The following is a 20,820-nucleotide window of genomic DNA, read 5'->3' on the forward strand; positions in this document are numbered from 1 at the left end:
TTTTGATAATCAAAGAGGTAAAAAAGGGTAGGGCGAAACAAGGGCTGTTCCTTATGGTATAATAGGTATATGGATAAAAAATATGAAAAAATCTCCCAAGATTTGGGTGTAACCTTAAAGCAAATCGATACCGTTCTAAGTTTGACCGCTGAAGGAGCGACAATTCCCTTTATCGCCCGTTATCGCAAGGACATGACTGGTAGTCTGGATGAGGTAGCGATTAAGGCCATTATTGATCTGGATAAAAGTCTGACAAATCTCAACGATCGTAAAGAAGCTGTCTTAGCTAAGATTCAAGAACAAGGTAAGCTAACAAAGGAATTGGAAGAAGCTATCCTTGCAGCTGAGAAATTAGCAGATGTAGAAGAACTCTATCTTCCTTATAAGGAAAAACGTCGGACCAAGGCTACCATTGCCCGTGAAGCTGGACTCTTTCCTCTTGCTCGCTTGATTTTGCAGGATGTAGCTGACTTGGAGAAAGAAGCTGAGAAGTTTGTCTGTGAAGGATTTGCGACTGGTCAAGAAGCCTTGGCTGGTGCGGTTGATATCTTGGTCGAAGCCTTATCCGAAGATGTCAATCTACGTGCTATGACCTATCAGGAAGTGTTGAGACACTCTAAAATCACTTCGCAAGTCAAGGGTGAAAATCTCGATGAAAAACAAGTTTTTCAGATTTATTATGATTTTTCAGAGACAGTTGGCAACATGCAGGGCTATCGTACCTTGGCTCTCAACCGTGGGGAAAAATTAGGTATTTTGAAGGTTGGCTTTGAACATGCGACGGACCGTATCTTATCTTTCTTTGGTGCTCGTTTTAAAGTCAAAAATGCCTATATAGATGAAGTTGTCCAACAGTCAGTTAAGAAAAAGGTATTGCCTGCTATTGAGCGACGCATTCGGACAGAGTTGACTGAGAAAGCGGAAGAAGGGGCTATCCAACTCTTTTCTGACAATCTGCGCAATCTCCTCTTGGTTGCTCCGCTGAAAGGGCGCGTGGTTCTAGGATTTGACCCAGCCTTTCGTACAGGTGCCAAGCTAGCTGTCGTTGATGCAACAGGGAAAATGCTGACGACTCAAGTCATTTATCCAGTAAAACCAGCCTCCGATCGTCAAATCGAAGAAGCCAAGCGAGACTTAGCCGACTTGATCGGTCAGTATGGCGTGGAAATTATTGCCATCGGAAATGGAACGGCCAGTCGTGAAAGTGAAGCCTTTGTGGCGGAAGTTCTGAAAGATTTTCCAGAAGTCAGCTATGTTATCGTCAATGAAAGTGGCGCTTCTGTCTATTCTGCTAGTGAACTAGCTCGTCAGGAGTTTCCAGACTTGACCGTTGAAAAACGCTCTGCTATCTCGATCGCTCGACGTTTGCAAGATCCCCTTGCTGAATTGGTCAAAATTGATCCCAAGTCAATCGGTGTCGGTCAATACCAGCACGATGTCAGTCAGAAGAAACTGTCTGAGAGTCTGGACTTTGTCGTAGATACGGTGGTTAACCAAGTCGGTGTCAATGTCAATACAGCCAGCCCAGCTCTTCTTTCCCACGTAGCTGGACTCAATAAAACCATTTCTGAAAATATCGTCAAATACCGTGAGGAAGAAGGAAAAATCACTTCACGTTCTCAAATCAAGAAGGTTCCTCGTCTAGGTGCCAAAGCCTTTGAGCAAGCTGCAGGTTTCCTCCGTATTCCTGAAAGTAGCAATATCCTTGATAATACAGGAGTTCATCCAGAGAACTATGCTGCGGTTAAGGAGCTTTTCAAACGCTTGGATATCAAGGAGTTGAATGAAGAAGCACAAAATAAGCTTAAGTCCCTTTCAGTTAAGGAGATGGCGCAAGAACTAGATCTTGGCCCAGAAACCCTTAAAGATATTATTGCCGACCTTCTCAAACCAGGTCGAGATTTCCGTGATTCTTTTGATGCACCTGTACTCCGTCAAGATGTACTGGATATCAAAGACTTAAAAGTCGGCCAGAAGCTAGAAGGTGTGGTGCGTAATGTCGTTGACTTCGGTGCCTTCGTTGATATCGGGATTCACGAGGATGGTTTGATCCATATTTCCCACATGAGTCGCAAATTTATCAAACATCCTAGTCAAGTGGTGTCTGTTGGAGATTTGGTAACGGTTTGGGTTAAGAAAATCGATACTGAACGTGAAAAAGTTAATCTGTCGCTCCTAGCTCCAGATGAAACTGACTGAGTACGTTCAGTCCGTTTCCCTCGAAGACTTTGGTAGACCTTTTACACACCAAGCCCAATGGAATTCTCGTCTGCGAACGACAGGTGGGCGATTTTTCCCTAAAGATGGGCATTTGGATTTTAATCCCAAGGTCTATAATGAACTTGGTTTGGAGGTTTTTCGGAAAATCGTGCGCCATGAACTCTGTCACTATCACCTTTATTTTCAGAAAAAGGGGTATCGGCATAAGGACCGAGATTTTAAGGAACTTTTGAAAGAAGTGGATGGACTACGCTTTGTTCCCCCTTTGAGAGCCCAAAGTAATTTCCTAGTTTATCAGTGTCAATCCTGCCAGCAACGCTATCAACGAAAGAGGAAGATTGATACCAAGTGCTATCGCTGTGGCGTCTGCCGTGGTAAACTCGTCATCCTAAATCGGCCTAAGGACTGATGTTTGTGCCCCCGTTTCATGATATACTACTTGTAAGAATACCGAAAGAGGAACAAATCATGAATACAAAATTTTATAAAATGAAACGAAATAGTATGGTATCGGGAGTTTTAGCTGGTTTATCAGACAAGTGGAATTTTGATGTAACTCTAGTCCGCTTTCTCTTTGCCATTTTTACCATATCAAATTTTGGGATTGGTGTGATTATCTACATCATCCTCGCCTCTATTCTGCCAACTAAGGAAGAGATTGAAGCAGAAATGTACGGAACAGGACCACGCAAACGTAAGGATGCTGAGGCCATTTATGACAATGATGGACGGTTTTGGTGAGTCGGATTTGGAAATAGTTTATAGATGATTTCCTTGTTTCTTGAAGAAATTAGAAAAAGTAGTGAATCCTAACCCTTGCATCCGCAAGGGTTTTCTTCTTGCCTTTCTTTTATGGTAAAATATTGATAGCGAAATTGCTTGATATTCTTCAATCTTACAAAAATGTAAGATTAAAGTCTCTTTTGTAAGGTTAGGTTATGGCAAGCCATCTTTTTTTGCGATAAACTAGACTCATAAAGAATAAAGGAGCAAAACCATGAAAAGAATTTTACAAAAGAAAACAAGAAAACCAAGTCAAAAAGATATCGAGCGTGTTCAACTGGGATGCGCTATGATGCAAGCACAGTTTCAAATGATGGGATATTAAGAAGGAGAAAATCATGACACTTTTAGATGTAAAACACGTTCAAAAAATCTACAAAACACGTTTCCAAGGAAACCAAGTCGAAGCACTCAAAGATATTCACTTTACCGTAGAAAAGGGTGACTACGTTGCCATCATGGGTGAGTCTGGTTCAGGAAAGTCAACCCTGCTCAACATCCTAGCTATGCTGGATAAACCAACTCGAGGCCAGGTTTACCTAAACGGAACAGACACAGCCACTATTAAAAATTCACAGGCTTCGAGTTTCCGTCGGGAAAAGTTGGGATTTGTCTTCCAAGACTTTAACTTGCTAGATACCCTGTCTGTTAAGGACAATATCTTGCTTCCGTTAGTGTTATCACGAAAACCTATCACGGAGATGATGAAGAAGTTGGTAGTGACAGCTGAAAATTTGGGCATCAACCAATTGCAAGAGAAGTACCCTTACGAGATCTCTGGTGGTCAAAAACAGCGGGTAGCAGTAGCACGCGCCATCATCACTGAACCTGAAATTCTCCTTGCGGATGAGCCAACAGGAGCCCTTGACTCCAAGTCATCTGCAGCCTTACTCGATGTATTTGATGAAATCAATGAACGCGGTCAAACCATTCTCATGGTAACCCACTCAACGGCGGCAGCCAGCAGGGCCAAGCGCGTTCTCTTTATCAAAGACGGCATTCTTTACAACCAAATCTACCGTGGAGACAAGACAGAGCGTCAGATGTTCCAAGAAATCTCTGATACTTTGACTGTTATGGCAAGCGAGGTGAATTAGTATGTTCCGATTAACCAATAAGTTAGCGGTATCAAACTTAATCAAAAACCGTAAACTCTACTATCCCTTTGCCCTTGCTGTTCTCTTAGCAGTGACCATCACCTATCTTTTTTACTCATTGTCACTTAATCCTAACATAGGCAAGATTCGAGGGGGAGAAACTATCTCTATGACCCTGGCTCTCGGTATGGTAGTTGTTACCATCGCTTCTGGAATTATTGTCCTTTATGCAAATAGTTTTGTCATGAAGAACCGCTCCAAGGAGCTGGGTGTATATGGTATGCTGGGTCTCGAAAAGCGCCATTTGATCAGTATGGTTTTTAAGGAGCTTCTTATTTTTGGTTCCTTAACCTTGACAGCTGGTCTCGGTCTAGGAGCTCTCTTTGATAAGCTAATCTTCGCCCTTCTTCTGAAGCTGATGAAGATGAAAGTGGAGCTCGTTTCGACTTTCCAACCAATTGTCTTTATCCTAGTTCTCATCGTCTTTGGAGCTATCTTCCTAGGTCTAATTTTTATCAATGCCTTTCGCATCGCACGCATGAATGCCCTTCAGCTCTCTCGTGAAAAAGCCAGTGGTGAGAAAAAAGGACGTTTCTTAGGTGTCCAAACCATCCTAGGTCTGATTAGTTTGGGAGCTGGTTACTATCTAGCAGTAACAGTCGAAAACCCACTTTCTGCTGTTCTGATTTTCTTCGTAGCAGTCTTGTTGGTAATTTTGGGGACTTATCTTCTCTTCAATGCAGGGATTACAGTTTTCTTACAAATCTTAAAGAAAAACAAGACTTACTATTACCAGCCCAACAACATGATTTCCGTATCTAATCTCATTTTCCGTATGAAGAAAAATGCGGTTGGTCTTGCGACGATTGCAATTCTCTCAACCATGGTCTTGGTGACAATGTCTGCTGCAACAAGTATCTTTAAAGCATCAGAAAACTTCAAGAAGGTCATGAATCCACATGATTTTGGGATTACAGGACAGAATGTTGAAAAAGAAGACATCGAAAAACTCTTGAACCAGTATGCTAGTGATAAAGGATTGACTGTCACAAAGAAAGAAGTCCTTACATACAGTAACTTTGGTGTGGCAAATCAAGATGGTACGAAATTGACAATCTTTGATAAAGGTCAAAATCGTGTTCAACCGAAAACTATTTTTATGGTCTTTGACCAAAAAGACTATGAGAATATGACAGGACAGAAACTTGCACTTTCAGGTAAGGAAGTTGGATTGTTTGCTCAAAACAAGCAACTTCAAGGGCAGAAAGAATTGACTCTGAATGACCAGACCTACACGATCAAAGAAGAAATCAAGAAAGATTTTATTCTTGAACATGTCCCAAATCAGTACAATATCCTAACTTCGGATTATAACTATTTGGTTGTTCCTGACTTACAAGCCTTTCTTGAACAGCATCCTAACTCTTCTATCTTTAATCAATACTATGGTGGTATGAATGTAACGGCTAGTGAGGACGAGCAACTTAAAATTGCAGATGACTATTCAAAATTCGTTAACAACTTTAATAGAGAAATAAACAAAGAAGGAAGCTATGTTTACGGAAGCAATCTGGCTGATAGTAGTGCGCAGATGAGTGCTCTCTTTGGTGGAGTCTTCTTCATCGGTATCTTCCTCTCTATCATCTTTATGGTGGGAACAGTTCTTGTTATCTACTACAAACAAATCTCTGAGGGCTATGAAGACCGTGAACGTTTCATCATTTTGCAAAAGGTCGGACTTGATCAAAAGCAAATCAAGCAAACTATTAACAAACAGGTCCTAACTGTTTTCTTCCTCCCATTGCTCTTTGCCTTCCTACACCTTGCCTTTGCCTATCATATGCTTAGCCTCATCCTAAAAGTCATTGGTGTGCTAGATGCGACCATGATGTTGACTGTTACATTGTCCATTTGTGCTATCTTCCTCATCGTCTACGTTTTGATTTTTATGATTACCTCAAGAAGCTATCGCAAGATTGTGCAAATGTAAAAAAGATACCTCGAAATTCATCGAGGTATTTCTTTTATCTTAGATACTAAAGAGTTGTCCCAAGAGGAAGGTTACGCCCATGGTGAGAAGTCCGATACAGAGGTTGCGGATCATTGCAGTTTTCGTTGGAGCCTTGCCTAGCTTGGCACTAGTATAGCCGGTAATAAGAAGGGAAAGGGCCACGATAAAAACAGTAGCAGGAATGCGATAGTCGCTTGGAAAGACGGTGATTGAAAGCATAGGAGGAAGACTTCCCAGTACAAAGGCGATAAAGCTAGAGATCGCAGCATGCCAAGGGTTGGTAAACTCTTCGTACTCGATTCCATACTTTTCTTCGACCAAGGCTTTAAGAGGATTTTTCAAAAAGGCCTTGTTGGTCAAGAGTTGGGCGGACGTTTCACACTCACCATTCTGAAGGTAAGCAGCATAGAGGGATTGTTTTGCAGATTCCATATCTTTATCCAAGAGTAATTGCTCTCTAGCGACAGCGGCTTCTTCCGTGTCTTTCTGAGTGGATACAGAGACATATTCGCCACCTGCCATAGAAAAAGCACCAGCGAGGATAGCGGCTAGTCCAGATAAAAAGATAATCCAGATATTGCTTGTCGCACTAGCAACCCCGATAACGACTCCAGCGATGGAAATAATCCCATCATTGGCACCCAGAACACCTGCACGTAGGATATTAAGTCGTCCTGCAAAGTTTGCATCAATTTCATGTTTTATTTCTGTCATAGTCATCTCCTTTCTCTCCATTATAGAGAAAAGAATAGTGGAATACAAACTTTTTAAACCATCTGAAAAAAGTTCCACGATTCTAATTTTTAAGCCCTTTTCGACTTTACCGAAAAAGCACGGCAATACAGTTGCCAATCCTACTGTATAAGTCCTTTTTTAGCTTATCTATGGTATAATAGAAGGTAGATTTATCAATTGGAGTATGAAGGATTTTATGATTAAACTTGTAGCAACCGATATGGATGGAACCTTTCTAGATGGAGAGGGTCGGTTTGATATGGAACGCCTCAAAAACGTACTTGTTTCCTACAAGGAAAAGGGGATTTATTTTGCAGTGGCTTCAGGTCGCGGTATTCTGTCCCTGAAAAAGCTGTTTGCGGATGTACGTGATAAAGTGATTTTTATAGCTGAAAATGGGAGCTATGTTGAGTTTCATGGTGAGGATATGTATGAGGCTACTATGCCTCGCGACTTTTACTTGAACACTTTTGAAGCTTTAAAGAAATCGCCCTATTTTGATGAAAGAAAAATGCTACTGACTGGGAAAAAAGCTTGTTATGTTTTGGACACAGTGGATGAAACTTATCTTAAGTTAAGTAGTCACTACAATGAAAATATTCAAAAAATAGCACGTTTGGAAGAGATCACGGATGAGATTTTTAAATTCACCACTAACTTCACAGAAGATACGATAGAAGCTGGTGAGGCTTGGGTAAATGAAAATGTTCCTGGTGTGAAAGCTATGACAACTGGTTTTGAATCCATCGATATTGTATTAGACTATGTTGATAAGGGTGTGGCTATTGTTGAGCTGGCAAAAAAACTTGGTCTAACCATGGATCAGGTCATGGCGTTTGGCGATAATCTCAATGACCTTCACATGATGCAGGTTGTGGGGCACCCAATCGCTCCTGAAAATGCGCGACCAGAGATTTTAGAATTAGCAGAGACAGTGATTGGCCACCATAAGGACCAGTCAGTGATGGCTTATATGGAGGGCTTGTAATGGCAGATATTAAATTGATTGCATTGGACTTGGATGGCACCTTGCTGACAACGGATAAAAAGCTAACAGATCGTACCAAGGCGGTCCTCAAAGTTGCGCGTGACCGTGGCATCAAGGTCGTTCTGACAACAGGTCGTCCTTTGAAGGCTATGGATTTCTTTCTCCATGAGCTAGGGACTGACGGTCAAGAGGACGAGTACACCATCACCTTTAATGGTGGTCTGGTGCAGAAAAATACGGGGGAGATTCTAGATAAAACAGTCTTTTCAATCGACGATGTGGCACGCTTGTACGAGGAAACTGAAAAACTCGGATTACCGTTAGATGCTATTTCAGAAGGAACAGTCTATCAAATCCAGTCGGACCAAGAAAGTCTCTATGCTAAGTTTAATCCAGCTCTGACTTTCGTACCAGTCGCTTTTGAAGAGTTATCTAGTCAGATAACGTATAATAAATGCGTGACTGCCTTTGCCCAAGAACCCTTGGATGCAGCGATTAAACAGATTTCTCCTGAATTGTTTGACCAATACGAAATCTTCAAATCGCGTGAACTCTTATTGGAATGGTCACCGAAAAACGTCCACAAGGCAACAGGTTTAGCGAAATTAATTAAACACCTAGGAATCGACCAAAGCCAGGTCATGGCTTGTGGGGACGAGGCCAATGACCTTTCTATGATTGAGTGGGCAGGTCTGGGAGTTGCCATGCAAAATGCAGTTCCAGCGGTTAAGGCAGTTGCCAATGTCATTACCCCGATGACCAACGACGAGGAAGCCGTTGCCTGGGCTATCGAAGAATACGTGCTAAAGGAGAACTAAAATATGGGATTATTTGACCGTCTATTCGGGAAAAAAGAAGAGCCGAAAATCGAAGATATTGTTAAAGAAGCTCTGGAAAATCTTGATTTGTCAGAAGAGGTTGAAGAAAACCAAACGGCAGTCGAAGAAACAAGTCAGGAAGAGACAGCAAGGGACAAAGTGGAAGCAACTCTTGCTCAAGAAGAACTTCCTCAGGTCTTGACAGAAGAAGTGATTGAACCAGAAGCAGTTGAGGAAACTGCTCAGGAAGAGCTTGAGCCAGAATCTGATGAACTGGAACGATTCCAAGAGCCGGAAGAAATTCTAAAAGAAGAGAGCCAAGAAACTGTAGAGTTCGAAGAAGGGTTAGCTTCTGAAGTAGTAGAAGAAGAACTTCCTCAGGTTGAAGAAACTGTACAGGAAAAATATGACCGCAGTCTCAAGAAAACCCGTACAGGATTCGGTGCTCGTTTGAATGCCTTCTTTGCCAACTTCCGTTCTGTCGATGAAGAATTCTTCGAAGAATTGGAAGAACTGCTCATCATGAGCGACGTCGGTGTGCAGGTCGCTTCAAACTTAACAGAAGAACTACGTTATGAAGCCAAACTCGAAAATGCTAAGAAGCCTGACGCACTCCGTCGAGTCATTATCGAGAAATTGGTTGAACTCTATGAGAAGGATGGCAACTACGATGAACAAATCCATTTTCAAGATGGTTTGACTGTCATGCTCTTTGTCGGAGTCAATGGCGTTGGGAAAACAACTTCTATCGGGAAATTGGCTCATCGCTACAAACAAGCTGGCAAGAAAGTCATGCTAGTTGCGGCAGATACCTTCCGTGCGGGTGCAGTGGCTCAGCTAGCTGAATGGGGTCGTCGTGTGGATGTTCCTGTTGTGACAGGGCCAGAAAAGGCTGATCCAGCAAGTGTGGTCTTTGATGGGATGGAACGTGCTGTAGCTGAAGGGATTGATATCCTTATGATTGATACAGCAGGTCGTCTGCAAAACAAGGACAACCTTATGGCTGAGTTGGAAAAGATTGGTCGCATTATCAAGCGTGTCGTTCCAGAAGCACCTCATGAAACCTTCCTTGCCCTTGATGCGTCAACTGGACAGAATGCCTTGGTACAAGCTAAGGAATTTTCTAAGATAACACCATTGACTGGAATTGTTTTGACAAAAATTGACGGAACTGCCCGAGGTGGTGTTGTACTAGCTATTCGAGAAGAACTCAATATCCCTGTAAAATTGATTGGTTTCGGTGAAAAAATCGATGATATCGGGGAATTTAACTCAGAAAACTTTATGAAGGGTCTCTTAGAAGGCTTGATTTAATACAAAATAAATATCCTGCAAGTCAATCTTGCAGGATATTTTTGCTATTCTAAACGGCCATCTTCACGATAGGCGATATCGGGTTGCCAAGTCCATTTTGCTCCAAACTTCTCTAGTAAGTCAAAGCTTGCTTGTGGTCCCATGCTTCCGGACTTGTAGTCGTGGAGCGGAACTTCATTTTGAGCCCAGAGCTTTTCGATACGGTCAATCAATTTCCAAGAAGCACTTACCTCATCCCAGTGGCTAAAGTTAGTTGAATCGTTATTCAATACATCGTAGATTAGCTTTTCATAAGGATCTGGTGAAGCACCTGTTGCAGTCGCATCAGTTCTGTAGTCAAGCGAATTAGGTGCAAGTTTGAACTCTTCTCCAACTTCTTTACCGTTAAGGCTGAGAGAGAAACCTTCTGTTGGTTGGATGTAGATGGTCAAGATATTTGGCGCTAACGGTTCTCCAAAGATAGAGTCCATTTGCTTAAAGACGATATTGACATGAGTCCCTTTTTCAGTCAGACGTTTCCCTGTACGGAAGAAGAAGGGAACACCACGGAAACGATCGCTGTCTACAAAGAAGGCGCCAGATGCGAAAGTTTCTGTTGTAGATTCAGGATCGACGTTTGGCTCGCTACGATAGGAAATGTATTTCATGCCATCGATTTTACCAGAGCGATATTGACCACGGATAAACTGTTCCTTCAATTCTTCCTCAGTTGGATGATAGAGGTTTTTAAAGACCTTTATCTTTTCAGCACGAATCTCATCCTTTGTAAAGCTAGCTGGTTTGTCCATGGCTAGAAGAGAGAGGAGTTGAAGAGTATGATTTTGCACCATATCACGAAGGGCACCAGATTGATCATAGTAGCCACCGCGTTCTTCTACACCCAAGCGTTCCGCAAAGGTAATCTGAACATTATCGATGTGTTCGCGATTCCAAACATTCTCAAAGATCATGTTGGCAAAACGAACAGCAAAGATACTCTGAATCATCTCTTTACCTAGGTAATGGTCAATACGGTAGATTTGCTCCTCATCAAAGGCTGCAAGGAGATCTTCATTGAGTTTGCTAGCTGTTTCGTAGTCTGTACCAAATGGTTTCTCAACGATCAAGCGCTCAAAACCTTTGCCATCAACAATGTTTTCAGATTTGAGGTGCTTGGCAATAGTTCCAAAGAACTGAGGTGCCATAGACAAGAAGAAGAGCTTATTGTGTTCAGCTTGGTATTTTTCGTTAAGCTCAGCTTGTAATTGGCGCAAAGCAATGTAATGTTCCGTATCGTTCACATCATGGCTTTGATAGTAGAAGTGGCTAGCAAATTCTTGGGCTTGCTCGGTACTATCTGCCAAATCAAGGATGGATTCGACAACTACAGATTCAAAATATTCCTTACTCCAAGGTCTACGAGCTGTTCCGATAACAGCAAAATGCTCAGAGAGATTGCCTGATTTATAGAGTCTGAAAAGGGAAGGGTAGAGTTTGCGTTTAGCTAAATCTCCACTCGCACCGAAAATTGTAACAATAACCTTTGATGACATCTAGCTACCTAATTTCTATATTTTTTCCTAGTTGGACTAGGGATGAGATTTCCTCATTATCATAGTTTTTATTTTATCATAATTTTCAAAAAAAACAAAAAATCCAATACGCAATTAAAAAACTGTAAGGAGAACCTTACAGTTTTGTTTTATACATTTAAGACCTTGTCCAAGAACTCTTTTAGACGAGGGTGTTGTGGGTTATCGAAGATTTGATCTGGAGTTCCATCTTCCAGGAATTCACCATCAGCCGTAAAGATAACACGGTTAGCCACCTGACGAGCAAATCCCATCTCATGGGTTACGATAATCATGGTCATACCTTGCTCTGCCAATTCCTTCATAACATTCAGTACATCTCCAACCATCTCAGGGTCCAGAGCGGAAGTTGGCTCATCAAAGAGCATGATATCAGGATTCATGGCAAGTCCACGAGCGATAGCTACACGCTGTTTTTGACCACCTGATAGGCTATCTGGGTTAGCATTAGCTTTGTCTGCAAGACCGACTTTCTCCAGCAACTCCATCCCCAATTTCTCAGCTTCTTCTTTGGTCATTCGTTTGTGTTCAATAGGTGCAAAAGTGATATTTTCTAGGACTGACATGTGAGGGAAGAGGTTGAAATGTTGGAAGACCATTCCCACGTTTTCACGAACATGGTCGACATTGGTTGATTTTTCAGTCAAATCATAACCATTCACTGTGATGTGGCCACTCGTTACCTCCTCGAGAAGGTTAAGGCTACGGAGGAAAGTGGATTTACCAGAACCAGAAGGACCGATGATGCAGACAACATCTCCTTCATAGAATTTAGTTGTAATTCCTTTTAAAACTTCGTTTTTTCCATAATACTTATGCAAATCATTTACATCAATTTTTAGTTTTGCCATTAACGAATCCTCTTTTCTAAGCGTTTCGCTAGTCTAGTCAAAAGCGTGATAATTACAAGATAGAAGATAGCAAGGATTGCATACATCTTGAAACTTTGGTAGTTACGGGCTATGATGATCTTACCAGTTTGGAAGAGTTCAACCAGACCGATAGCAGATACGATGGTTGTATCTTTAAGAGCGATAACGAACTGGTTGACGAAGTTTGGCAACATCAATTTAGTCGCTTGTGGCAAGATAATCTTACGCATGGTTTTTCCATAAGAGATACCAAGACTGCGGCTGGCCTCCATTTGCCCAACTGGAACAGCTTGAATCCCACCACGAACAATTTCAGCGATATAAGCTGCCGCATTGAGTGAGAGGGCAATAGTACCAGCTACAAAGTCATTGATTGGACTTTGTTGGCCAGTAATCGACTCGATGAAGTTTGGAATACCCCAGAAAATGAAGGCTGCAAGAATCATCAATGGAATACCACGGATAACGTCAACGAAAATCTCAGAGATCAGACGAAGAGATTTGTATGGGCTGACGCTAAACATACCGAAGATAATACCGATGACAATGGCAATTGCAAATGAAATAAGCGCTAGAGCAAGAGTGATTCCAAGACCACTAAGGAGTTGTTTGTAGTTGTTTTGAAGCAAGCCCCAGATAGTAGTTTCGTCAACTGTACTTGTAGAGTCAGATGAAGATTCGCTAGCGAGATACTTGTCAAGAATCTTTTGGAATTCTCCGTTAGCTTTGAGGTTCGCAAGTCCATTATTGAACATCTGGATCAATTCTGGATTAGTACCTTTTTTAACTGCAAAGGCTGTTTCTCCAATTGGAGTTCCAGCGATTGGTGTTTTCAATTTTTGCCCTTGACTGATAGAATATTTGAGAACTGGCTCATCGTCCATCACGGCATCAATAGATCCAGTATTCAGACTGTCATACATAGAAGCGCCATCTGCAAAGGTTTTAATCTTATAGCCGTATTTGCTTTGATTTTCAGTAAGGAACGTTTGAGAAGCAGTTCCGTTTTTAACACCGACAGTTTTATCCTTGAGGTCTTCATAAGAAGCAATTGTGCTTGATTCTTTCACACCAAGAATCGTATTTGCAGTGTAGTATGATTCTGAGAAGTCGAAGGTTTCCTTACGGGCATCTGTTACAGACATACCAGCAATGATACCATCTGCTTGTCCAGCTTGAACAGCACTGATGGCTGCGTCAAATCCTGGGTTGGTAATCTCAATTTCAAAACCTTGGTCTTTGGCAATGGCCTTGATGAGGTCCATATCAATACCGGTGTATTGATTGCTTGAATTTTGAAAGACGAACGGGGCGAAAGATGAATCGCTGGCAATAATGTACTTGCTTTTCACAGGAGTAGCTTTTTGTCCAGCAGCAGTAGTTGTCGTTGGGCTTGCCGTAGTTTTAGAAGCCGTCCACTTTTGGATGATTTGCTCCAAGCTACCATCTTTCTTCATTTGTGCTAGGGCTTCGTTAAACTCGGTAACCAAGTGTTCATACTTGCTCCCTTTCTTGACACCAAAGGCAAAGCTTCCAACAGCCTCACCATCCATATTGATGCTGAGATCTTGTCCTTGGTTAATCGCATACTCGATAACAGGTTTATCATCCATGATGGCATTTACAGCACCAGCACTTAGACTGTTATTCATCAAATCACCTGTATCAAAGGTTTTGATAGAGAAACCGTATTTATCTTTGATACTTTCGAGGAAACGTTGAGCGGCAGTTCCGTTCTTAACTCCAACTGTTTTCCCGCTAAGTTCCTCATATTTGGTGATTTTATTTGACTTTGTGGTAGCAATGACAACTTTTGTATCATAATAAGTATCAGACATGGTAAAGACATTTTCACGTTCTTTTGTTTTTGTCATACCTGCCATAATAGCATCTGCTTGACCTGACTGCACCGCATTTACAGCTGCATCAAAGCCAGGATAAGACATTTGGATGTTCCATCCTTTGATTTCTGCGACTTTATTGATAATATCAACATCAATCCCTTTATAGGTTTGATCTGAATCTTTAAACTCAAAAGGTGCGTAAGCTGTATCAGACACAATCTTAACAGTATCAGCTTTTGCCATACCTAGTGAGAAAATGGGAAATAAAATGAGCAAACATGCTAGTATTTTTTTCTTCATTTTTAGTCTCCTTTTCCGAATATTTTCCCATTATATCAGAAAATGAATGAAAAGGCAAATTTTATGAAATTTATGTAAGGAAATGTAACATGAAATACTCGCTCTTATCAACTTAGAGAGGAGTCTGAAAAGTAAATTTATGGTAAAATAGAAGGATAGAAAAATGAAGATGAGGCGATCATGATAAATCGAATTACAGATAATAAATTTAAACTAGTATCAAAATACCAACCTTCAGGAGATCAACCACAAGCGATTGAGCAGTTGGTCGATAATATCGAGGGTGGAGAGAAGGCTCAGATTCTGATGGGGGCGACGGGTACAGGGAAGACCTATACCATGAGTCAGGTCATTTCCAAAGTCAATAAACCAACTTTGGTTATTGCCCACAATAAGACTCTGGCTGGTCAGCTCTATGGGGAGTTCAAGGAATTTTTCCCTGAAAATGCTGTTGAGTACTTCGTATCGTACTATGATTATTATCAACCTGAGGCCTATGTCCCTTCTAGTGATACCTATATAGAGAAGGATAGCTCGGTCAATGACGAGATTGACAAGCTCCGTCACTCGGCGACTTCAGCCCTTCTGGAGCGCAATGATGTCATCGTAGTGGCTTCTGTCTCTTGTATCTATGGTTTGGGTTCGCCCAAGGAATATTCTGATAGCGTCGTTAGTCTCCGTCCAGGTCTGGAGATTTCTCGTGATAAACTCTTGAATGACTTGGTAGATATACAGTTTGAACGCAATGATATTGATTTCCAACGGGGAAGATTTCGCGTTCGCGGAGATGTGGTGGAGATTTTCCCAGCTTCTCGTGATGAACACGCTTTTAGAGTAGAATTTTTCGGAGACGAAATCGACCGTATCCGTGAAGTTGAGGCTTTGACAGGTCAGGTATTGGGAGAAGTGGATCATTTGGCGATTTTCCCTGCCACTCACTTTGTGACCAATGATGACCACATGGAGGTTGCGATTGCTAAGATTCAGGCAGAGTTGGAGGAGCAGTTGGCTGTCTTTGAAAAGGAAGGCAAACTGCTAGAAGCCCAGCGTTTGAAACAGCGCACAGAGTATGATATTGAAATGCTGCGTGAGATGGGGTATACAAATGGGGTTGAGAACTACTCACGCCACATGGATGGTCGTAGTGAAGGAGAGCCTCCTTATACGCTTCTTGATTTCTTCCCAGATGATTTCTTAATCATGATTGATGAAAGTCACATGACCATGGGGCAGATTAAGGGCATGTACAATGGAGACCGTTCACGTAAGGAAATGTTGGTCAATTATGGTTTCCGTTTGCCTTCTGCCTTGGACAATCGTCCTCTCCGTCGGGAAGAGTTTGAAAGTCATGTTCACCAGATTGTTTATGTTTCAGCGACACCAGGTGACTATGAAAATGAACAGACCGAGACAGTGATTGAGCAAATCATTCGTCCGACAGGACTTCTAGACCCAGAGGTGGAAGTTCGTCCAACTATGGGACAGATTGATGACCTCCTAGGTGAAATCAATGCCCGTGTTGAAAAGAATGAACGAACCTTTATTACAACCTTGACCAAAAAAATGGCAGAAGACTTAACCGACTACTTCAAGGAAATGGGCATCAAGGTTAAGTACATGCACTCGGACATTAAGACCTTGGAGCGGACGGAGATTATCCGTGACCTACGTTTGGGTGTTTTTGATGTCTTGGTCGGAATCAACCTGCTCCGCGAAGGGATTGACGTTCCCGAGGTAAGCTTGGTTGCTATTCTCGATGCTGACAAGGAAGGTTTCCTTCGTAACGAACGTGGCTTAATCCAGACCATTGGTCGTGCTGCTCGTAACAGCGAAGGGCATGTCATCATGTATGCGGACACGATGACTCAGTCTATGCAACGTGCCATTGATGAAACGGCCCGTCGTCGGAAAATCCAGATGGCTTATAATGAAGAGCATGGTATCGTTCCACAAACCATTAAGAAAGAAATTCGTGACCTAATCTCCGTAACCAAGGCAGTTTCTAAAGAAGAGGATAAGGAAGTCGATATCAATAGCCTCAACAAACAAGAGCGCAAGGAACTCGTCAAAAAACTGGAAAAACAAATGCAAGAAGCTGTCGAAGTGCTTGACTTTGAACTCGCAGCTCAGATCCGCGATATGATGCTGGAAGTGAAGGCGTTGGATTAGGGTGTTAGTAGGAGATGAAATGGCAAATTTACATTATTTTACAGGTAAATTTAGTGAATCTGAATTAGAGAATCATTTTGGTTCCTTGGACGAAAATAAACTGAAATACGAACTTGAAAATTTTTGTAATCAATATTTAAAGTTATCTGAAGAAAAACAATTAAAATATGCTGGAATTGTCTTGTATGTTTGTATGAATTTAATAGAAAAAATAGGTAAGACTACAGCAAAAAATATATTAGTTGCACTAAATAAAATATTATTAAATAATGTCCAGTTATTTGATTGGTTTGAAAATTTTGAATATTTTATTGTTTTGTATAGATATTTATTTTTTACAAAGGAATATGAAGAATATTCTATATTGTTTGAAGATGGAAGTTATTTTTTAAGAATTCTTGAATTAGTGTTAGATGATGGTTTTGAGGAAGCTAAATTACTCGCTCCTAGCATACTTACAGTTTTTTATCAATTATTTAACCAAAATAGTTTACCAGAAGATAGAAGAATCTATTTTAAGAGGAAATATGAATCATTGATCAGATTTATATTTGAAAATAATGGTTTTGAAGATGCTATATATGCGTATTTCCGATTAGATGAGGTTGTTTCACTTTTTCAATTTGAGCACTTAAAGATAATAAATAACTATTATATCAATAACCCTCAATCTGATTATGTTGGGAAATATTTGGATTTTGTATCAAGACACTTTAATGTTGTAATTAAAGATTCGATTGATGTTGTTCGAAAGATAGCAGAAGAAAATGATTCGGATATCATCTGCAACCAAGCTATTAAGTTAATTGAGAAGTATGATAATGATTATTTAAATGAGCAAAGTGATTCAGAATTCATCCAGTCATCGGAAGCTAATCAACTTTTAAAACAAGCGGATAAGATTATATACTATATACGCTCTAAATTGACAGTTGATGCAAATGAGTTGAAAGAAATTGGTTCCTTTGGACATTATACTAAGATTGATACTTTAACAAATTTTCTCATAAAAGCTGACTGGAAAAATGAAAATAATTCTGAAACTCAACCTCCATTTTTACGACTTACTAATCTAAAACAGTTAAATGACCCAATGGAAGGAAGAGTAATATATGATTATTTGGGTATAGATAATACGTTTTTCCAACAATATCAAACTTCTAATGTGTTTATATCTTCCTTAACTATAGTTTCTGATAGTTTACCTATGTGGAAGGAGTATGCTGATTCCTCTCAGGGAGCATTCCTTGAATATGATATGTCTTATCTTGAACATATCGTTGCTCATAAATCGATAGAGTTTGTTAAAGTTCATTATTTAGATTTAATGTCAGAGAATAAAGATGAAACAGATGTTGGTAAATCTCTTGATAATTTAAAACAGATATTTGAAAAATTGAAAGAGCTGGAAGCTGAAAAAGAATTAAAAAGTTTTGCTGAGAAATTGAAGAAGATTTCATACCTTTTTAAAGTTAAAGACTATGAGTATGAAATGGAGTATCGTATTTTAATTAATTTAGATGATACAGCGATACAAAATATTATTAATAGAGATACTAATTCACATGAGAAATACTTGAAGAAAGAAGAAATTGGGTTAGAAGTTTTTGATAAAGTCAACTATAATGATTTTAGCTTGAAGAAGGAAGAAATTGGATTAGAGATTTTTGACAAGGTTAACTATAATGATTTTAGGAAGTATATTGTATTAAGCCCAAAAGATAATGGCAGATATGATTTATTTGTATATATCAATTTACTTCCTCTGAAATACTCAAAAGTTATCCTAGGTCCCAAAATTACGGATGCAGACTATATTGCTCCTTACCTCAAACTTGCCAATCCTGATATAGAAATAGAAAGTTCAAAGATCCCTTATCGTTAAGTTGAGGATGACATAAAGCAGAAGGTGGTTTGAGAGAATTTAGTGAGATTAAAATAGAAAATGCAAACTTAATTGAAAAATTTTAAATCTTAAAATTTAACTTTGAACCCATACCACCTTTACATTTTAGATTATATTTTAAATAGAGGGAAGTTATTATGAATTTGAAAGAGAAGAATTATAAGAAGTCATCGAGCTTAGATTCTGTTCGTTTTTGGTTACAAGGGCATCGATTTTTCAAATTTATGCTTGATATTACCTTTTATATCAGCTTGTTCCTAGTTATAGAATTTACAACATCACAGAACAAGAGCATTCCAGCTGATTTTCGGTACAGAGAGCTTTTATTTCCCTTGCAATTGAATCTTTTTATCTTGGGTAATAGGTTCTATGCTCTCTTTTTGTCAATGAAAACTAAAAAAGAAAGGACCCTTAAAAGATTTTGTGAACCCTTTATTTATATCAATATCCTTAGCTTCATTTTTCAACTGATTGGTGTGAGAAAAAGAGGAAGAGTCGTTCTCTCACCTTTGTTTTCACTGGAGTCATCCTATATCTGGTTTCCTATTGTCGTCTACCTTCTAGTCTTGATGTTAACTTTGGCAATCTTCTTTCTCTCTAAAGGTTCAAAAAAAGGAGTAGATGAAAATGAAGATGAGTAGACAAATGAAGTACAAGACAAAAGAAAAGTCTTCTTGGACTAATAGGATTTTTCTTTGGATGGAAAGGCACAGAAGGATTGCTCAACTTTTGGATACGAGTGTGTTATTTGGATCTATGTTTGTATCATTTCTTGCCGCCTCTTACATTAGTTACCTATTACCGAACATAAACTATCTTTCCCCCTTAAGCTTCAATCTTATCCTTCTGATCTTATCAACCTATTTCCTTGTCTTTCGTTTTAGTAGTGATAAACTTCAGAAATGGCGTTACTTTTCATGGGGATTTATTGGGTTTAATGGTCTTCTTTTTCCCTTTCATCTCTTGGTAGGTCTGAATTGGCTAGGACGTCGTAAGTCAACGAATTTCCCTCCCATAATTTCTATGGATCCAGCATATGTCTGGGTCCCTATTGTAAGTTATCTCTTTTTCTTTTTCTTGGGGCTGGGCATTTTGCTTTTGATTATACGGATAGAAAAGAGCAGAAGGAGGCGTAAATGGAACGAAAGACTAAGAGACAAAAGAAGATCAAACAACAGAACAGACAAATGAGAAAAATCCATAAAAAGTATTCTTTGATAGCTCACGTCCAATTGTGGCAGGAAAGACATTCAAAGATTGCTTCTTTTATGGATGGTGGTATAATATTATTATCTATTTTTGGTATCATGTATGTATTGTTCGGGACGTCACTTATCCCGAAATCATATCAAGAAATGTCCTATCTCTTGCCAATTATTATGAATTTTGTCTTTTTGGTGCACACATTCTATCAAGGTATTTTTAGAGATGGTTTTAGCAATAAGGCTTCAGTACAAGGATTTTTAAAAACTTTTCTATTCATAAACGGACCTATTTTTCTCCTCCACTTACTTGTTGGGGTGAAAGGGAGAAATGTTAAAAAAATTCCTTCCCTATTATCTATCGATTATCACTACATCTGGCTTCCAATTGCTACCTATCTGATCTTTTTCATCATTCCAGCGATATTAATGGTCATTTTGAAATATAAGGACAAAAAGAGGAATAATCATGACAAAAGAAAATCTAACTAAGTTAATTTCGTTTAAGACACTTTATTTGGCTTTGCTGACCTTTGTGGTTCTTCATTTGGTGTTGCTGGTTTTTGGACTATCTTTTACGCCGATTTTGTGGAATAGTTGGTTTTTCATTCTTTGTTTAACCTTCCTAATCCATCCCTGGAGAATCTTTTATAGAACAAGAGATTTTCAATGGTATCACCTCATTTTTCAATTATTTAGTGGATTAGTGGCACTTTATCTTTGGTTTGCAGCATTCTTTGTTTTATCAGTTATCTCGGATCCAGCCGTCCCTATCAATATAGACTATCGTATAGAAGATAAGGAAATCATCATTGCTAGAGGTTTTTTGGCCCGTACTACTTATGACCATCATGAATTGATCAATCCCTTTATCATGAAGTCAGAAGTAAAATACAACGAAGATACATTTTAATAACTTAGAAAGCGAGCAAATCTATGTCCCGTGCCCAAGCAACTATTTTAACCAATATCTGTCTGATTGAAGACCTC

17 protein-coding genes are annotated in these 20,820 nt (G+C 39.8%); 13 read left to right on the forward strand and 4 right to left on the reverse strand.

The window, feature by feature from the left end; genetic code table 11:
- The first annotated feature begins 69 nt into the window (after positions 1-69).
- From GMD1S_RS00650 to GMD1S_RS00670, 5 genes are all read left to right on the forward strand, one after another.
- Positions 70-2,199 carry a Tex family protein gene (locus GMD1S_RS00650; protein ID WP_000359115.1) on the forward strand — a complete coding sequence of 710 codons (2,130 nt, stop codon included), beginning with the start codon at positions 70-72 and terminating at the stop codon, positions 2,197-2,199.
- Positions 2,186-2,629, forward strand: coding sequence for a SprT family protein (locus GMD1S_RS00655; RefSeq protein WP_000778613.1), 444 nt, complete (start codon positions 2,186-2,188; stop codon positions 2,627-2,629). The genes GMD1S_RS00650 and GMD1S_RS00655 overlap by 14 nt, the downstream gene beginning before the upstream one ends.
- 59 nt (positions 2,630-2,688) lie before the next feature.
- A complete protein-coding gene (locus GMD1S_RS00660) occupies positions 2,689-2,961 on the forward strand; it encodes a PspC domain-containing protein (protein ID WP_001092787.1) in 273 nt (90 codons plus the stop codon).
- 380 nt (positions 2,962-3,341) lie between these two features.
- On the forward strand, positions 3,342-4,100 hold the full coding sequence (locus GMD1S_RS00665; RefSeq protein WP_000173369.1) for an ABC transporter ATP-binding protein: 759 nt from the start codon (positions 3,342-3,344) through the stop codon (positions 4,098-4,100).
- Position 4,101: 1 nt separating this feature from the next.
- Positions 4,102-6,090 (forward strand): FtsX-like permease family protein, encoded by a 1,989-nt coding sequence (locus GMD1S_RS00670; protein ID WP_000489346.1) that lies wholly within the window; start codon positions 4,102-4,104, stop codon positions 6,088-6,090.
- Between the two features lie 39 nt (positions 6,091-6,129).
- Here the strand turns inward: GMD1S_RS00670 and GMD1S_RS00675 are convergent, their stop codons facing one another.
- Positions 6,130-6,825 (reverse strand): VIT1/CCC1 transporter family protein, encoded by a 696-nt coding sequence (locus tag GMD1S_RS00675; RefSeq protein WP_000136042.1) that lies wholly within the window; start codon positions 6,823-6,825, stop codon positions 6,130-6,132.
- Between the two features lie 217 nt (positions 6,826-7,042).
- On the opposite strand from GMD1S_RS00675, the gene GMD1S_RS00680 reads away from it, so the two are divergent.
- From GMD1S_RS00680 to ftsY, 3 genes are read left to right on the forward strand one after another with little or no spacing between them, the layout of a single operon-like run.
- A complete protein-coding gene (locus GMD1S_RS00680) occupies positions 7,043-7,834 on the forward strand; it encodes a Cof-type HAD-IIB family hydrolase (RefSeq protein WP_000594109.1) in 792 nt (263 codons plus the stop codon).
- Positions 7,834-8,652: a Cof-type HAD-IIB family hydrolase gene (locus GMD1S_RS00685; RefSeq protein ID WP_000763423.1), complete on the forward strand. Its 819-nt coding sequence runs from the start codon at positions 7,834-7,836 to the stop codon at positions 8,650-8,652. Before GMD1S_RS00680 ends, GMD1S_RS00685 begins: the two co-directional genes overlap by 1 nt.
- A 3-nt stretch (positions 8,653-8,655) precedes the next feature.
- A complete protein-coding gene (gene ftsY / locus GMD1S_RS00690; protein ID WP_000522283.1) occupies positions 8,656-9,966 on the forward strand; it encodes a signal recognition particle-docking protein FtsY in 1,311 nt (436 codons plus the stop codon).
- A 44-nt stretch (positions 9,967-10,010) separates the two neighbouring features.
- Here ftsY and zwf read toward each other — a convergent pair whose 3' ends face one another.
- The 3 genes from zwf to GMD1S_RS00705 all read right to left on the reverse strand — a co-directional run bounded on the left by zwf (position 10,011) and on the right by GMD1S_RS00705 (position 14,553).
- Positions 10,011-11,498 carry a glucose-6-phosphate dehydrogenase gene (gene zwf / locus GMD1S_RS00695; protein ID WP_000096108.1) on the reverse strand — a complete coding sequence of 496 codons (1,488 nt, stop codon included), beginning with the start codon at positions 11,496-11,498 and terminating at the stop codon, positions 10,011-10,013.
- Between the two features lie 149 nt (positions 11,499-11,647).
- Positions 11,648-12,388 (reverse strand): amino acid ABC transporter ATP-binding protein, encoded by a 741-nt coding sequence (locus GMD1S_RS00700; RefSeq protein WP_001096337.1) that lies wholly within the window; start codon positions 12,386-12,388, stop codon positions 11,648-11,650.
- On the reverse strand, positions 12,388-14,553 hold the full coding sequence (locus GMD1S_RS00705) for an ABC transporter substrate-binding protein/permease (RefSeq protein ID WP_000726967.1): 2,166 nt from the start codon (positions 14,551-14,553) through the stop codon (positions 12,388-12,390). The genes GMD1S_RS00700 and GMD1S_RS00705 overlap by 1 nt, the downstream gene beginning before the upstream one ends.
- A gap of 180 nt (positions 14,554-14,733) precedes the next feature.
- Between GMD1S_RS00705 and uvrB the strand changes: the two genes are divergently transcribed.
- The 5 genes from uvrB (at position 14,734) to GMD1S_RS00735 (ending at position 20,743) form a co-directional block, all read left to right on the forward strand.
- Positions 14,734-16,722, forward strand: a complete 1,989-nt coding sequence (uvrB, locus tag GMD1S_RS00710) for an excinuclease ABC subunit UvrB (protein WP_000610414.1) — start codon at positions 14,734-14,736, stop codon at positions 16,720-16,722.
- A gap of 19 nt (positions 16,723-16,741) precedes the next feature.
- Complete coding sequence (locus tag GMD1S_RS00715) at positions 16,742-18,607, forward strand: DUF2971 domain-containing protein (RefSeq protein ID WP_001284940.1); 1,866 nt, start codon at positions 16,742-16,744, stop codon at positions 18,605-18,607.
- 158 nt (positions 18,608-18,765) lie between these two features.
- On the forward strand, positions 18,766-19,269 hold the full coding sequence (locus tag GMD1S_RS00720) for a hypothetical protein (protein WP_001049350.1): 504 nt from the start codon (positions 18,766-18,768) through the stop codon (positions 19,267-19,269).
- Between the two features lie 495 nt (positions 19,270-19,764).
- The gene (locus GMD1S_RS00730) at positions 19,765-20,322 is read left to right on the forward strand and encodes a hypothetical protein (protein WP_000440206.1); all 558 of its coding nucleotides are present in this window, start codon (positions 19,765-19,767) and stop codon (positions 20,320-20,322) included.
- The gene (locus GMD1S_RS00735) at positions 20,300-20,743 is read left to right on the forward strand and encodes a hypothetical protein (RefSeq protein ID WP_000159691.1); all 444 of its coding nucleotides are present in this window, start codon (positions 20,300-20,302) and stop codon (positions 20,741-20,743) included. The genes GMD1S_RS00730 and GMD1S_RS00735 overlap by 23 nt, the downstream gene beginning before the upstream one ends.
- The last annotated feature ends 77 nt before the right edge of the window (positions 20,744-20,820 follow it).

Source organism: Streptococcus sp. GMD1S (genome assembly GCF_000296875.1).
Lineage (GTDB): Bacteria > Bacillota > Bacilli > Lactobacillales > Streptococcaceae > Streptococcus.